This is a genomic window from Parabacteroides caeci, from assembly GCF_023656795.1.
Lineage (GTDB): Bacteria > Bacteroidota > Bacteroidia > Bacteroidales > Tannerellaceae > Parabacteroides > Parabacteroides segnis.
The window spans coordinates 1-14,954 of record NZ_JAMOKT010000021.1 but is presented as its reverse complement, the minus strand read 5'-3'; the positions used below and the strand labels follow the sequence as shown (position 1 = coordinate 14,954).

Sequence of the window (14,954 nt, the reverse complement as noted above, 5' to 3'; positions counted from 1 at the left end):
GTTCAAATTAGAAATAATACATAACCAGTCCCAATATGCGGTGATTGGTTATGGCGTGAGTGTTTCCCACTTTACCGTTCTTCTGGTCGATCGTTCCATACCAGGCCGTTGCCGGAGAATATTCCAGTCCGATCTGCCAGTGAGGCAGATTATAAGAGAAATTCATATTTACCGTCAGCAACTGGTCGATATCCAGTCCCATTCCGTAGACTGTTTTCGAAGCCGTCAGCTCATCATCCGTCCCCAGGTTCTTGGTATATCCCAGGAATAGTCCCGTTTTCCATTTCGTGCCATAGGTAAAATTCGCCCAGGTTGTCGAATGGCGGAAAGGAGTATATTCCTGCTCGCCGGTCTTCGGGTCGACAGAACTGATACCATAGCCACCGATCAGGGCCGTCTGGTCCAGACAAGAAGCCATCAGGCTTTTGGCTGCAAAGGTATAATTACGGCCGGTATATTTCAAGTGAGCTTCGTATGAATATGTCGTCATACGCTCATTTACTTTATATACTTTATCATTTATCTCAGAAGTCGTACGGGGTTTTAAAGAAATAAGGTGAATACCGGCTCCTGCCAGCCAGCCATTGCCGGACGTATAATCGGCTCCTACATAAAACTCCGGCACACAACTATTCTTTATATAATCTTCGCTCATCCCTTTCGGACCGCTCGACGTGTATTGCAACTGCCACATAGCCGAAGCGGTTAGCTTTACTTTACCGGCCTTATACTGGTAACGAATCTGCGGACTACGGTTGAAAGGTTGGAAAGGTGCGCCTGTCGACAGATTCAGCATATCCGGAAATACGGAACCGAATAAAGGATGCCAGGTATGACCGATCAATACATTACTTTTCTCCCAGTCCAATGCGACCCATGCTTGACGGATACGCAACATAGTCGTACTTCCCGAAAAGCCGCCGAAGTCAGTCTCCAGGCAAGCTGAAGTACGGGCCGAGCCGACATTCGGGCCGGTCACACTCAATCCCAGGCGGGAAGTGAACGTATAAAAACTACCGTTGGGAGTCGCATTCAGGTCTTTCCCGTCAGCATCCGGTTTTTCATCCAAAGGGAAAAGGTAGAAGTTTCCGTCTACCGGAGCCATATTTGCACGGGTGTTGTAGAACAAGTCACCACGTACAAAACCATAAAACTTGTAAGTGAAGTTTTTCTTCTGGGCAGTTGCGGAAAACAAAGTCAGCATACTTACCAATAGCAGAGCCAGCTTTTTCATCGTTGTCGTTTGTTATCTATTTGTCTAGTTTGAAGGCGCAAAGGTATATATTTTTGTTTATTCAATTTGAAGAACGAAATATTATTTGTTACTTTGCTTCCAAGTTGTAAGCCTGAAAGGCCAAAATGATTAATAATGTAAACTACATAAAGAATTATGAGTACTAAAAAGTTTTTATTGGAGGAGAAAGACATACCTACAGCCTGGTATAACATTGTGGCTGACATGAAGAACAAACCACTTCCTATTTTAAATCCGCAGACAAAGCAGCCGTTGAAGGAAGAAGACTTGTATCCTTTATTTTCCAAAGGTGTTTCACACCAGGAAATGAACACGACAGATGCATGGATTGAAATACCGGAAAAAGTTCGCGAATTATATAAGGTATGGCGTCCGACTCCGCTGGTTCGTGCTTACGGACTGGAGAAGATGCTGGATACTCCTGCACATATCTACTTTAAGAACGAAAGCGTCAGCCCGATCGGTTCGCATAAACTGAACTCGGCTATCGCACAGGCTTACTACTGCAAACAGGAAGGTATTACCAATATCACTACGGAAACAGGTGCCGGACAATGGGGCGCCGCCCTCTCCTATGCCGCCAAGGCTTTCGGCCTGGAACTGGCAGTATATATGGTAAAGGTCAGCTATCATCAGAAACCTTACCGCCGCTCTATTATGCAGACATTCGGTGCACAGGTGATAGCCTCTCCGAGTATGAGTACGAAAGCGGGACGTAAGATTCTGACCGACCATCCCAACTATCAGGGAAGCCTGGGTACGGCTATTTCGGAAGCGGTAGAACTGGCAATGCAAACTCCGAACTGCAAATATACATTAGGTAGCGTATTGAACCATGTTATGTTGCATCAGACAGTAATCGGCCTGGAAGCAGAAAAGCAAATGGAAATGGCCGGCGAATATCCGGACGTTGTAATCGGTTGCTTCGGTGGCGGTTCAAACTTCTCCGGTATTACATTCCCCTTCCTGCGCCATAAACTGACAGAAGGAAAAGATGTACGTGTTATTGCCGCCGAACCAGCTTCCTGCCCGAAGTTGACACGCGGACAGTTCCAGTATGACTTCGGTGACGAAGCCGGCTACACACCGCTCATCCCGATGTTCACGTTAGGACATAATTTTGCCCCGGCAAATATCCATGCAGGCGGTCTGCGTTATCACGGTGCTGGTTCTATTGTCAGCCAGTTGATGAAAGATGGCTTAATGAGCGCATACGATGTAAAACAGTTGGATACATTCCAGGCAGCCACCCTATTTGCCCAGGCGGAAGGTATCATTCCGGCTCCGGAATCATCACATGCTATTGCCGTTGCTATCCGCGAAGCACTGGAAGCGAAAGAAGAAGGCAAAACCCGTACGATCCTGTTCAACCTGTCCGGTCACGGATTGATCGACATGGCAGCTTACGACCAGTATCTGGCCGGCGACCTGACAAACTACGAAGTAACAGATGAGGAAGTTGCTAACAATTTGTCAGAACTGGAAAAGATCATCAAATAAGAGAACTATTTACCAAAATAAAAGTGGCGCTAATAACAGGGACTCACGTCTTTTGTTATTCGCGCCACTTTCGTGTGTGTCTATGAATGTTTTAAAATAGGTATTATGAGAAAATTTCCTCATAATTGGTAGCCGGAACAAGCATTTTCTGTGTATTCAGGCTATAATCTTTCTTCTTTTTGTCCCACATTCCGTATTCGGAAGTGATATTTCCGTCTTCATTATACTGATATGTAATCAGATAATAAGGATCCCATGTCTCTTTTGCCTGATTCCAGCGGTACGCTTTTTTCTCAGCGACTTTGCCGTTATCATTGTAGGCGAATTCATATTTCACCTGTTTGTTCAAAAGCCCTTCTTCCTGTAGGAATATTACTTTTGAAACGATCTTTCCGTTCTCTTCTTTCGTATCATACAGATAGTTTCTGGGAGAAGCGGCACTCATTGCCAGACTGCAAACAAATAAAACAACAAGTGATAAAATTTCTTTTCTTAAAATTGAAGCTTTCATAAAATATATTACTTATAAGATTTACTTTCAAATTGCGTGCAAATGAACACAGTTTTCCGGTAACAGCCAAATATATTCTGACATATTGATAGCGAAACAGTCTTATTTAACTATTTTAAACTACACCGGAATACCTACAAAAGAGCACATAACTTACAGTTTATAACAAAAACGATTTACAACATCAAAATAACATTGTTTTTAGTCACTATTTTCTTAATAAGCCAAGAGAAAAAGCCAACTTACTTACGAATTGACACCAATAGTTTTTTTTCATCATCAGCAGCATTATTCAGAACTAAATATACACTCACGATTGTTATTTAGAAATAAAAGAAGGATATTAGCATCCAAATTAAATCGGTATATCATGGAGAGAAATATTTTTAAACTGGAAAATGACCAATTGAAAGAGATTGCTCTTTCATTGCGACAGAAAGTAGAAGAAGGTCTGGCAAAAGACGGCCAGGAGATACAATGTATCCCGACATTCATCACCCCTAAAAGTACAAACATAAACGGTAAAGTCCTCGTTCTCGACCTGGGAGGTACGAATTACCGGGTGGCAACAGTCAACTTTAATAATGACAAACCGACTATCCATCCTGAAAACGGCTGGAAAAAAGATCTGTCGGTAATGAAAACACCCGGTTTCACCCGTGACGAGCTGTTCAAGGAACTGGTCGACCCTATCGGAGAGATCAAGCGGGAGCAGGAAATGCCGATCGGTTATTGTTTCTCGTACGCAGCCGAATCGCTTCCCGACGGGGATGCCCGGTTGTTGCACTGGACAAAGGGAGTGCATATCAAGGAAATGCTCGGACAGCCGGTTGGGAAACCTTTGCTTGACTATCTGAATGACAGAAATACCCCCGGGTTTACAGGCATAAAGGTTCTTAATGATACCGTAGCCAGCCTGTTCGCCGGACTTACCGACAGCAGTTATGACGCCTATATCGGACTTATAGTCGGGACGGGAACTAATATGGCGACCTTTATTCCTGCCGATAAGATTACAAAATTACCCTCTTCCGTACAGGCACACGGGCTAATCCCTGTCAATCTGGAATCAGGAAATTTCCATCCGCCCTATCTGACAACTGTCGACGACACGGTCGATGCCTGCTCCGACAGCCGTGGCATGCAACGTTTTGAGAAAGCCGTCTCCGGCATGTATCTGGGAGAGATATTGAAATCGACCTTTCCGCTGGATGAATTTGAAGAAAAGTTTGATGCGCAGAAGTTGACGACTATCATGAATTATCCGGATATTCATAAAGATAAATATGTACAGGTTGCCCACTGGATATACAACCGTTCTGCCCAACTGGTAGCTGCTTCGCTTGCGGGACTGGTCTCTTTATTGGTTTCCTATAATAAGGATATCAAAAAAGTATGCCTGGTGGCCGAAGGAAGTATGTTCTGGAGTATTAACAGGAAAGATAAAAATTACAGTGTACTCGTAATGGAAGAACTGGAAAAGCTGCTGAACGAGCTTGGAATAGGCGATGTGAAAGTTCATGTGAACAAAATGAATAATGCAAATCTGATAGGGACGGCTATTGCAGCATTGTCCTGATAAGAAAACGAGGGTATGTCAATCAGTTGAAATACCCTCGCTATTTCTTATACTCTTCCTAAAAATTCATCCACCGTATAATTCAGAAAATTATTAAACGGCAGTAATTCTTCGAATCGCTTTAAGGTCTGATCCATCCAGTCATCCGCCATAAAGAACTCGTCCGGCAAGTTGGCCGCAAAACAAAAATCTTTATGCTTCATGATCTCGTCATATTTGAAATCGGTCGGATAACCGGCCGGCATACGCTTCAGTACCTCCCCTTCCATCACCGGGAAGGCTTCCTTAAAGGATGGCTTTTCAATGATACCGACAAACTCGTCGATGTGATCGTAAATATCCTGGCGAAGCATTTTCAATAATTTAGGCGGAGGACACCATACACCACCGGACAGCATACAGGCACCCGGTTCGAGATGGATATAATATCCGCCCCGCTCGCTGGCACGTCCGCCCTGGGCCATATAAGCTGCAAAATGAACCTTATAAGGTGTCTTGTCCGGAGAGAAACGCAGATCGCGATAGATGCGAAACTGGCAATCCTTCGATTCCAGGCCTGCTACCTGCGGATCGAACAGGGCAATCCGGTTGATTACTTCCTGCACTTCGTCGATAAATCCTTTGTGCAGGACATCGAAGCGGTCCTTGTTTGCCTGGAACCACTCCCGGTTGTTGTTTACGCTTAATTCCTTCAGGAATTGTATAATCTCTTTATTCATATTCTCTGTCTGTTTTACCTACAAAGATAGGGAATAATATTATTCATTCTTCCAGTTTCTGTCGGTACGGAAAGGAGCGACCGGCAAACCTTCCTTGCTGAACAGGTTGCCGATGGTCGCATCATCGAAACAATAGTGCACCACGACAGGCTTCTTCACTTTGGAAGAGGTTACAACAACCGTATTATCTTTGATCCGGACTTTGGCAGGAACAAAGACACCGTCTTCGCCGGCTATCATGAATCCGGTAATTTCCTTATCTTTACACATCAAACCGTTACCGGCATGCAGGAAAGAGATGACAGCTTTATTCTTATCGATGGTCATACTTTCAAACAGAGGGCTTTCATATCCGGAATCGAGCCGGCCATATATCTTGCCCAATGCCATATTCGCCAGGCGTTGTCCTACACTTTGCTTATCGGTCGGATGGATATTCTTTACATCTGCCACGCAATCTGAAACAGCGACCATCCCGGCCCCTGGAACCGTACGGGCAACCCATTCCTGATGCTCGCGAACCAAAGCAGCGCCATTATCGCCGGCATTATAGGTAAACGGTGCGATCTGCACCAGATAGAACGGAAAGTCTTTTTTGAAACTCTTACGCCAGCTCTCGACCATCGTTTTCAGCAGGATTCCATACGATTCCGGATGATCGCGGTTGGATTCGCCCTGATACCAGATAGCACCAGCCAGGGCATAAGGCACGACCGGGCTGATCATCTGATTATACAGTACACCCGGCTCTACGGGCCACCAGGGATATGTTTTATCGGGCATTACATCACGTATGCGGGGATTATTCATTACCTGTTCTTCGGGCACCCATACCTCAGCCGGAGTACCTCCCCAGGCAGACACGATCAGGCCGACAGGGACATTCAGGTCTTTTTGCAAGTCACGTCCAAAGAAGTAAGCTATAGCGCTGGTACTCTTCATCCTGTCAGGAGTACAGAGTGCCCACGACGCTTCACAATTATTCTGTGGAGTAGCAGCTCCACGTTTGGGGATATGGAAGAAACGGATATTCGGATAATTGGCGGCAGCGACCTCTTTTTCACTGTTGTCGATACCGTGCATCGGAGTCCATTCCATATTGGACTGGCCGCTACACAGCCATACTTCGCCCAGCATGACGTCTTTCAGTTCACGGGTGCCATCGCCCAAAACCGATAAGGTATAAGGACCGCCCGCTCCGATCGTTTTCAGGGTGGTATCCCAGGTTCCGTCCGAACGGACGACAGTCGTTGCCGTATCCTGCGGAGCCCAGCTTCCGACAACTTTGATTGTAGCACTTGCAGATCCCCAGCCCCATACAGGCACTTCACTTTTCTGCTGTAACACCATATGGTCGGTAAAAACAGACGGCAGACTAACCTGTGCCTGCATACCGGCAACCAGAAGGGACAGACCGGCGGCTATCCCTGTAATTCGTGTAAGTTTCATGTATCTCTTTGTATTTGATTGATTAACGGATAACAAATGTACAACAAAAACTAGAACGAGAATCCCAGATTCAAATAAAATTGAAGGCTGGTGTTTTGATTGGACATGCTGAAAGTCGCACTTAGCGGTCCCGCAATGCTGTTATACGCATATCCGAGACTTCCGCCCCATACGCTTTTCCCTTTCAGCAGGTGGAAGAAGTCATCATGATGAATCGCATAATTACCGATCAGGGAAATATAGTTATTCCCTGCAATACGCTGACGGAAATGCAGGCGGGCAACGGCTACCGAGTTGTCGAATATCTCCATCCGGTTGATTCCGGCAAACGGCAGCTGCTGGGGCACATACCGTCCTTCCACCTCGCCACCGACCGCATTCAGGAAAGGATAGGCCAGGTTTCCACCGATCAGTACGCGGCCATACAGGGAAGGCAATATACTGAAATGGGAAGTAACAGGTATGACAGATGTGAAATTCAGGCCGACCGCAGAGAACGGTGCATGCCCGTTATAACTGACGAAATTGTCCGTATAAAAAGAATAGTCTGCTTTCAGGGAAACGCCTTTTGTCGGGAAATACCGCTTATCGAACGTCTCCAGATGTGCCATAGCGAAATAACTGATAAAACCTTCCGGCTTTACCTCGTATTGGTTATTATCACCGGTATAGAGGAAGGAATTATAATCATAATATTCATAACGCAATCCCAGCTTGAACTTGAAATTCAGCCAGTTCATATCCGAATAACCGAACTCGGCAAAATGATGGGTATAGCTGGTATTGAATGTTTTATCGCCTTTCTTGTAGATATCCAAATCCTGGTAAGTGAACTGGTAGGCCAGGTTCAGATTACGCAAGGGAGTCCTTTCGATGGCATAATCCAGGCGGGCAAACGAAGTCTTCCCCCCGACACGCCCGGTAAATCCCAGCTTCGAATGATTGCGGGCCCGGTGATCGAAAGTGGCATTCACCAAGACGCCGATGACCTCTTCCGAATCGAAACGCACACCCAGGTTCACAGAGCTGACTGATTTCTTTTGTGCCGTCAGCACCAAATTCTGCTGTTGCTCGCCGGTCAGCATATAATCTACATTCGAATAGGCATTGGAGCCGATCAACACAGACATGGCATGATGGAGTTCGTGCAACGTGATCCGGCTGTTTTCCCGCAAACCACTGATCTTCATCAGCCACTTTTCGTCCCTCGGATCGGTACCAACAAAGGAGATCGTCCGGATATAGAAGCTGTCGGTAGGCAACGCGGGGTAAGATTTCCGGACATGTCCATGCTCTTCCGGACAGGAATCTTCCGCTATTCCTATTTTCTCTTTCAGTGCAATGATCTCATCCCAATGGGCATAGGCTTCCTGCTCTCCGCGACGGATCAGCGTATCGAGTGCAACCGTACTGAAGCTGGCAGCATTATAAGAGGTCATATTCGGGCGGAGCAACAGGTCGGTCTGCTCCTTATTACGTGCATATTTATCATGTCCGTGCAAGGCGATGATCTGCCCGATCACATCACCGGGACTGTTCAGCTTGTCAAGCGTCTTCAAATCACTGGTACCCAGGTCTACACCAATAATAACGTCGGCACCCATCTCCCGGGCGACATCTACCGGGAAATTATCGTTCAATCCCCCGTCTATCAACACCATACTATCCAGCCGGACAGGGGTAAACACTGCCGGGATCGCCATACTGGCACGCATCGCCAGCGGCAGGCTGCCTTTACGGAACACATAATCCTTCCCATCAACTGCATCCACAGCGACACAGGCGAAAGGTATATTGAAGTTTCTGAAATCTACGGAATCATGATAACCGATCGTCAGGTTGGAAAAGAGATTCATCAAGTTCTGTCCCTTTATCATCCCCTGAATGACACGATCCTTTTTGTCCTTTCCAAAAGGCAGAGAAAGAATATATCGTTCGGAGTTTTCCTTTTCCGGAAAGGTAAGGCTGCTTCGTTTGATCCGGTCGCTGAGCAACATCGTCCAATCCTGTTCCAGCACCATCGTATCTATTTCCGCCGGCGTATACCCGATGGCATATAAGCCGCCGACAATGGCGCCCATACTCGTACCCGCCACGTAATCAATCGGAATGCCGGCTTCCTCCAACACTTTCAACACCCCAATATGAGCTACACCTTTTGCACCCCCGCCGCCTAATACAACTCCAACCTTCTTCCGTTGAGCTGTCAGGGAAGGCAAAGCGACCAGTAACATCAGCAAAAAGCAAAGTAACTTTTTCATCTGCACACTATTTACGACAAATGTAGTTCGTTTACGCTAAAGATGCAAACGATTCGGAGTTTACTGCATTTACTATACCGGATTCATAATTTATCATACGGGAGGAAACGCAATGAGATAAATAAAACACGAAGTAAACAACAGACTCTCCGATAAATGTATTAAATTTGAAGCCTATTTCTCACCTTAAGAAGAAAAACTCATATGCAAAAATCAGCATTCTGTCTATTACTATGCTGCTTGACATTTCAAAGCTATGCGACAGTAGATTTACTGAAAGGCTATCAGTATGCCTCAGAACAAGCGCCGAAAGGGAACGAGTGGGAATCACCCGAGAACCTTGCGCTGAACAAAGAACAACCCCGTGCCTGGTTCTTCTCCTTCCAGAATCTGGAGAGTGCCCGGAAAGTATTACCGGAAAACAGTGCCTACTGGCAATCCCTGAACGGAGATTGGAAATTCAATTGGGCCCGTACGCCCGAAGAACGTCCGAAGGATTTCTACCAGACCTCCTTCGATGTATCAGGCTGGGACAATATCCCCGTGCCATCCAGTTGGAACATTGTCGGTCTTCAGAAAGACGGGACACAGAAGTATGGTACCCCTATTTACGTGAACCAACCGGTTATCTTCCAGCACAAAGTGGCTGTCGACGACTGGCGGGGAGGCGTGATGCGCACCCCACCGGAAAACTGGACGACCTTTAAAGACCGCAACGAGGTCGGTTCTTACCGTCGTGAGTTCACCATCCCGGAAGACTGGGACGGACGTAATGTATTTATCAGTTTCGACGGAGTAGATTCCTTTTTCTACTTATGGATTAACGGCCATTATGTAGGTTTTTCCAAAAACTCCCGTAATGCAGCCAATTTCAACATTACTCCTTATCTTCAAAAAGGAAAGAACATTGTGGCAGCCGAAGTGTATCGCAGTTCCGACGGCTCGTTCCTCGAAGCACAGGATATGTTCCGCCTGCCGGGTATCTTCCGGACCGTTGCACTCTATTCGACACCGAAAGTGCATTTCCGCGATCTGGTAGTAACACCCGATCTGGATGCAACATATACCGACGGTTCGCTGACCGTCAAGGCAGACATTCGTAACCTCGATAAAAAAGCAATCAAGAATTATAAAGTGTATTATTCACTTTATGCCAACAAACTCTATTCAGACGAAAATACACTTGTCGATGGATTCTTATCGCCTGTCATCGAACGGATCAATCCGGATGAAACAACAGAGAACCTGATGACCATCAAAGTGAAAGCGCCCAACAAATGGTCGGCCGAACAGCCCTACCGCTATACACTGGTTGCTGAACTGAAAGATAAAAAGAATAAAACGATCGATATGGTTTCCACCACTGTAGGTTTCCGCAAGGTAGAAATCAAGGATACACCGGCATCTGAAGACGAGTTCGGACTAGCCGGACGTTATTATTACGTAAACGGCAAGACTATCAAACTGAAAGGTGTGAACCGTCACGAAAGTAATCCGTCCGTAGGCCATGCCATCACACGCAAAATGATGGAAGACGAAGTGATGCTGATGAAACGTGCCAATATCAACCACGTTCGTAACTCACATTATCCGGATGATCCGTACTGGTATTACCTGTGTAACAAATATGGTCTTTATCTGGAAGATGAAGCCAATATCGAATCACACGAATATTACTATGGCCAAGCCTCCCTGTCCCATCCGAAAGAATGGCGGGATGCACATGTGGCACGTGTCATGGAAATGGTAAACGCCCATATCAACCATCCGTCTATCGTGATCTGGTCGCTGGGGAACGAAGCCGGTCCGGGACACAACTTCGTAGAGGCCTACGATGCTTTAAAGAAAGCAGACCTGTCACGTCCCGTTCAGTACGAGCGCAACAATAAAATTGTAGATATGGGTTCCAACCAGTATCCGTCTATCTCCTGGGTACGCGGTGCCGTGAAAGGCGATTATGACATCAAGTATCCGTTCCATATCTCAGAATATGCCCATTCGATGGGGAATGCCTGCGGTAACCTGGTTGATTACTGGGATGCAATGGAGTCGACCAACTTCTTCTGTGGTGGCGCCATCTGGGACTGGGTGGACCAGTCTCTCTACAACTATACGCCCGACGGCAAACGCTACCTGGCTTATGGCGGTGACTTCGGCGATACGCCCAACGACGGTCAGTTCGTAATGAACGGTATCGTGTTCGGCGACCTGGAACCGAAACCGCAGTATTATGAAGTGAAAAAGGTATACCAGCATATCGGCGTCACAGAAGTCGATGCACAGAAAGGCCTTTTCGAGCTGTTCAATAAATACTATTTCAACGATCTGTCCGATTACGATGTGAAATGGTCGCTTTACGAAAACGGCAAAAAAATGGAAAGCGGTTCACTGAATCCGGGTAAGGTTTCACCACGTAAACGTGTGCAAGTAGCCATTCCTTATACGTACAGCCAGCTAAAAGCGGACAACGAATATTTCGTTAAAGTACAGTTCCTGCTGAAAGAGGACAAACCCTGGGCCCCCAAAGGTTATGTAATGGCAGAAGAACAACTTCCAGTCAAAGCATCTGCCGGTAAACCTGCCATCAACGAAGTGGCAAATGCCTCAGCGGTAGAATTAACTCTCGAAAAACAATCGGACGCACGCTTCTCAACGATCAAAGGAGAGAACTTCAATGTCACATTCGACAATGAAAGCGGTACGATCTATAATCTGAATTATGGTGGCGAAACAATCATTGCCGACGGAAACGGTCCGAAACTGGATGCTTTCCGTGCCTTCACGAATAACGATAACTGGTTCTATGGAAGCTGGTTCGAAAACGGATTACACAATCTGAAACATAAAGCTACCGCGTCCAAAGTGATCAAGCGGAAAGACGGTTCCCTGGTATTGTTCTACACCGTAGAATCGCAGGCTCCCAACGCAGCCAAGATACTGGGCGGAACATCCAGCGGCAAGAATAAAGTGGAAGAACTGACTGATAAAGCCTTCGGCGAAGACGACTTCAAGTTCACGACCGACCAGGCATGGACCATCTACCGTGACGGTTCCATCGAACTGCAAGCCAGCATCACCTCCAACAATTCAAGCCTGGTACTGCCACGTTTAGGCTACCGGATGATCGTTCCTCAGCGTTATGAAAACTATACATACTACGGACGAGGTCCGGTTGAAAATTATGCCGACCGTAAAGCCGGACAGTTTATCGAGCAATATAAATCGACCGTAGCCGACCAGTTCGTGAACTTCCCGAAACCACAGGATATGGGTAATCATGAAGATGTGCGCTGGTGTGCACTGACCGACAAGGCTGGCAAGGGAGCTCTCTTTGTGGCAACCAACCGCCTTTCTACTTCTGCTTTGCAATATTCCGCACTCGATATGACATTGGCCGGACATCCTTATCAGTTACCGAAGGCCGGTGACACTTATCTGCATCTTGACCTTGCCGTTACAGGTTTGGGAGGTAACAGTTGCGGACAGGGTGGCCCGTTGATTCATGACCGTGTATTTGCCGGACAAAACAATATCGGCTTTATCATCCGCCCGGCCACACAAGACCTGTCAGCTGCCGCGCAGGTATCGGCTGCCGGTGAGATTCCTTTCTCCATCACCCGTTCCCGTGTAGGTATGGTTGAATTATCATCTATTGATAAGGATGCTGTCTTCTGCTACACGATCGGCAAAGAGAAAAAAGCGAAAGAATATACCGGAGCTATCCCGATGCGCGAAGGCGGAACAATTACTGCCTGGTTAAAGAATAATCCGGAGATCAAGTCGACAAAGACTTTTAACAAACTGGAAAGTGTCCAGACAGAAGTTATCTACGCCAGCAGCGAAGAGGTTGGCGAAGGCGATGCCAAACACCTGGTAGACGGCGATCCGAATACGATCTGGCACAGTATGTATTCTGTCACAGTAGCCAAATATCCACACTGGGTAGATCTGGATGCCAGCGAAGAGAAAGCATTCAAAGGCTTTATCTATATGCCTCGCAAAGACAGCAACAATGGTAATATCAAAGAATATTCCATTCAGGTCAGCTCCGATGGTAAGAATTGGGGTGAGCCTGTCTGCAAAGGCCAGTTCGCAAATAACCGGGACGAAAAGAAAGTCCTCTTCGACAAACCGGTAAAAGGACGTTACATCCGTTTCACCGCACTGAGTTCACAGAACGGACAGGATTTTGCAACGGGGGCGGAACTGACTATTTTGAGTGAATAAGAGATTTGTATCTTAGGATGTCTCTATAGGGGCGGGCAAAAGCCCGCCCTTTTTAGTAATTGCCCAAGCAGCAATCAGCCTTACTGAATAAAGATTTGCCTCTATTTGGAAAATCAGGAAAAATCCTGTTTCTTTGTAAAAAGGTTATATCAATGAGTAACATAAGAGACAAAGTGGAATTTATAGCGGCTATGATTGATGCGTTTGCACAACGGAATAGCTTAAATAAACAGCAAGCTTACCGTTATATCCGCCGTTTTCACGGGATTGACTTCCTGGAGCAGCACTATGAGGCTATCCATACGCTTGATTTTAAAGAAGCTCTTTCTTATCTGACACTTTATTGCCAACGCCAGGGAGGGGCTATCGCATGATACTTTATCATGGTTCCAATGTCATCATAGAAAATATAGATTTAACTCGCTCTAAACCTAACAAGGATTTTGGGAAAGGTTTCTATTTGTCTTCGGATGAAGAACAAGCTTTTCATATGGCCGCTCTAAAATCTGCTATTTTAGGTGGAGAACCTATAGTGACTCGTTATGAGTTTGATGAAACCTATCTTCACGGAACTGATCTATCAGTGAAAATATTCAGTTCATATACAGAGGAATGGGCGCAGTTTGTGTTTGCAAATAGAAATAGTAAAAATGGAAATGCCGTATTTCAATATGATATCGTTTATGGACCGATAGCAAATGATAAGGTTGGTTTACAAATCAAGAAATTAGAAGATAAATCTATTGATATACAAGAATTTCTCCATCGATTAAAATATATGAAAGGGATTACTTTCCAGTATTATTTCGGAACTGAAAAATCAATTCATTTACTAAGAAGATTATGACAGACTTTGATTATATGGTTGAATCGGTTACGGCAGACTTAGTTGTCTTACTGATGGAACGTTTGGGGATGGATTTACAAACCGCATTGGATACGGTTTATACATCGGATACCTTCGCTAAATTGTCCAACCCGGCTACGGAGTTGTATTATCAAAGTCCATATTATATTTACTCTTATCTCGAAACCGAAATAAGAACAGGCGTGATGGGATAAGGTATTATCTCGTCATAGTGAAGCCGGACAGGGGCCGGCTGTTCACTTAAACAAGTTATTAGTAGCGGAACAATAATAGTAATCAGTATTATTTTTTCATTGTAACGATTATCAAAACAGGGTTATCATCTTCCTTCAGATTCTGTAAAGCTTTATGTTCCAATAAAGCAGGATCCTTTTTTGCCAGTTCCAAAATATCCGTTACCTCCCACAGATTAATAACCACATCATCCGTTGCCTGGATATTCGGATAAAAAGGTAACCGGCTCACTAGTGTCCCGTTAAAATCGGGACGAGTTATTAATTAATCAAATAATCCCGGAATAAGGGGATTAAATTGTTCTTTGACATCATTGAAATTAGTCTTATTAAACAGCTCTTGTAAATGCGT

12 protein-coding genes are annotated in these 14,954 nt (G+C 45.6%); 6 read left to right on the top strand and 6 right to left on the bottom strand.

All coding sequences use genetic code 11. The features are described 5' to 3' along the window. Window positions 1-7: 7 nt before the first annotated feature. Window positions 8-1,234: a DcaP family trimeric outer membrane transporter gene (locus tag NBH15_RS12155; RefSeq protein WP_128134441.1), complete on the bottom strand. Its 1,227-nt coding sequence runs from the start codon at window positions 1,232-1,234 to the stop codon at window positions 8-10. A 156-nt stretch (window positions 1,235-1,390) separates the two neighbouring features. On the opposite strand from NBH15_RS12155, the gene NBH15_RS12150 reads away from it, so the two are divergent. Continuing rightward, window positions 1,391-2,755: a TrpB-like pyridoxal phosphate-dependent enzyme gene (locus NBH15_RS12150; protein ID WP_250822761.1), complete on the top strand. Its 1,365-nt coding sequence runs from the start codon at window positions 1,391-1,393 to the stop codon at window positions 2,753-2,755. Between the two features lie 103 nt (window positions 2,756-2,858). Here the strand turns inward: NBH15_RS12150 and NBH15_RS12145 are convergent, their stop codons facing one another. Next, window positions 2,859-3,266 (bottom strand): DUF3836 domain-containing protein, encoded by a 408-nt coding sequence (locus NBH15_RS12145; RefSeq protein WP_186958586.1) that lies wholly within the window; start codon window positions 3,264-3,266, stop codon window positions 2,859-2,861. 370 nt (window positions 3,267-3,636) lie between these two features. Here NBH15_RS12145 and NBH15_RS12140 point away from each other — a divergent pair, with 370 nt between their 5' ends. After that, window positions 3,637-4,845, top strand: a complete 1,209-nt coding sequence (locus tag NBH15_RS12140; RefSeq protein WP_250822760.1) for a hexokinase family protein — start codon at window positions 3,637-3,639, stop codon at window positions 4,843-4,845. Between the two features lie 47 nt (window positions 4,846-4,892). On the opposite strand, the gene NBH15_RS12135 is transcribed toward NBH15_RS12140, so the two are convergent. Genes NBH15_RS12135 through NBH15_RS12125 form a run of 3 tightly spaced genes read right to left on the bottom strand, consistent with a single transcriptional unit; the run spans window position 4,893 to window position 9,274 of the window. Continuing rightward, window positions 4,893-5,564 (bottom strand): DUF2461 domain-containing protein, encoded by a 672-nt coding sequence (locus NBH15_RS12135; protein WP_009860024.1) that lies wholly within the window; start codon window positions 5,562-5,564, stop codon window positions 4,893-4,895. Window positions 5,565-5,603: 39 nt separating this feature from the next. Further along, window positions 5,604-7,013, bottom strand: coding sequence for a sialate O-acetylesterase (locus NBH15_RS12130; RefSeq protein ID WP_250822759.1), 1,410 nt, complete (start codon window positions 7,011-7,013; stop codon window positions 5,604-5,606). A gap of 50 nt (window positions 7,014-7,063) precedes the next feature. Beyond that, window positions 7,064-9,274 (bottom strand): patatin-like phospholipase family protein, encoded by a 2,211-nt coding sequence (locus tag NBH15_RS12125; protein ID WP_186958590.1) that lies wholly within the window; start codon window positions 9,272-9,274, stop codon window positions 7,064-7,066. Window positions 9,275-9,478: 204 nt separating this feature from the next. Here NBH15_RS12125 and NBH15_RS12120 point away from each other — a divergent pair, with 204 nt between their 5' ends. The 4 genes from NBH15_RS12120 to NBH15_RS12105 all read left to right on the top strand — a co-directional run bounded on the left by NBH15_RS12120 (window position 9,479) and on the right by NBH15_RS12105 (window position 14,563). Next, window positions 9,479-13,501 (top strand): glycoside hydrolase family 2 TIM barrel-domain containing protein, encoded by a 4,023-nt coding sequence (locus NBH15_RS12120; RefSeq protein ID WP_128134437.1) that lies wholly within the window; start codon window positions 9,479-9,481, stop codon window positions 13,499-13,501. 152 nt (window positions 13,502-13,653) lie between these two features. Then, a complete protein-coding gene (locus NBH15_RS12115) occupies window positions 13,654-13,875 on the top strand; it encodes a DUF3791 domain-containing protein (RefSeq protein ID WP_010800877.1) in 222 nt (73 codons plus the stop codon). Further along, window positions 13,872-14,348 (top strand): DUF3990 domain-containing protein, encoded by a 477-nt coding sequence (locus tag NBH15_RS12110; RefSeq protein ID WP_010800878.1) that lies wholly within the window; start codon window positions 13,872-13,874, stop codon window positions 14,346-14,348. Before NBH15_RS12115 ends, NBH15_RS12110 begins: the two co-directional genes overlap by 4 nt. Beyond that, complete coding sequence (locus tag NBH15_RS12105; protein ID WP_010800879.1) at window positions 14,345-14,563, top strand: hypothetical protein; 219 nt, start codon at window positions 14,345-14,347, stop codon at window positions 14,561-14,563. Before NBH15_RS12110 ends, NBH15_RS12105 begins: the two co-directional genes overlap by 4 nt. 88 nt (window positions 14,564-14,651) lie before the next feature. On the opposite strand, the gene NBH15_RS12100 is transcribed toward NBH15_RS12105, so the two are convergent. Next, window positions 14,652-14,834, bottom strand: coding sequence for a hypothetical protein (locus NBH15_RS12100; RefSeq protein ID WP_250822758.1), 183 nt, complete (start codon window positions 14,832-14,834; stop codon window positions 14,652-14,654). Between the last annotated feature and the right edge of the window lie 120 nt (window positions 14,835-14,954).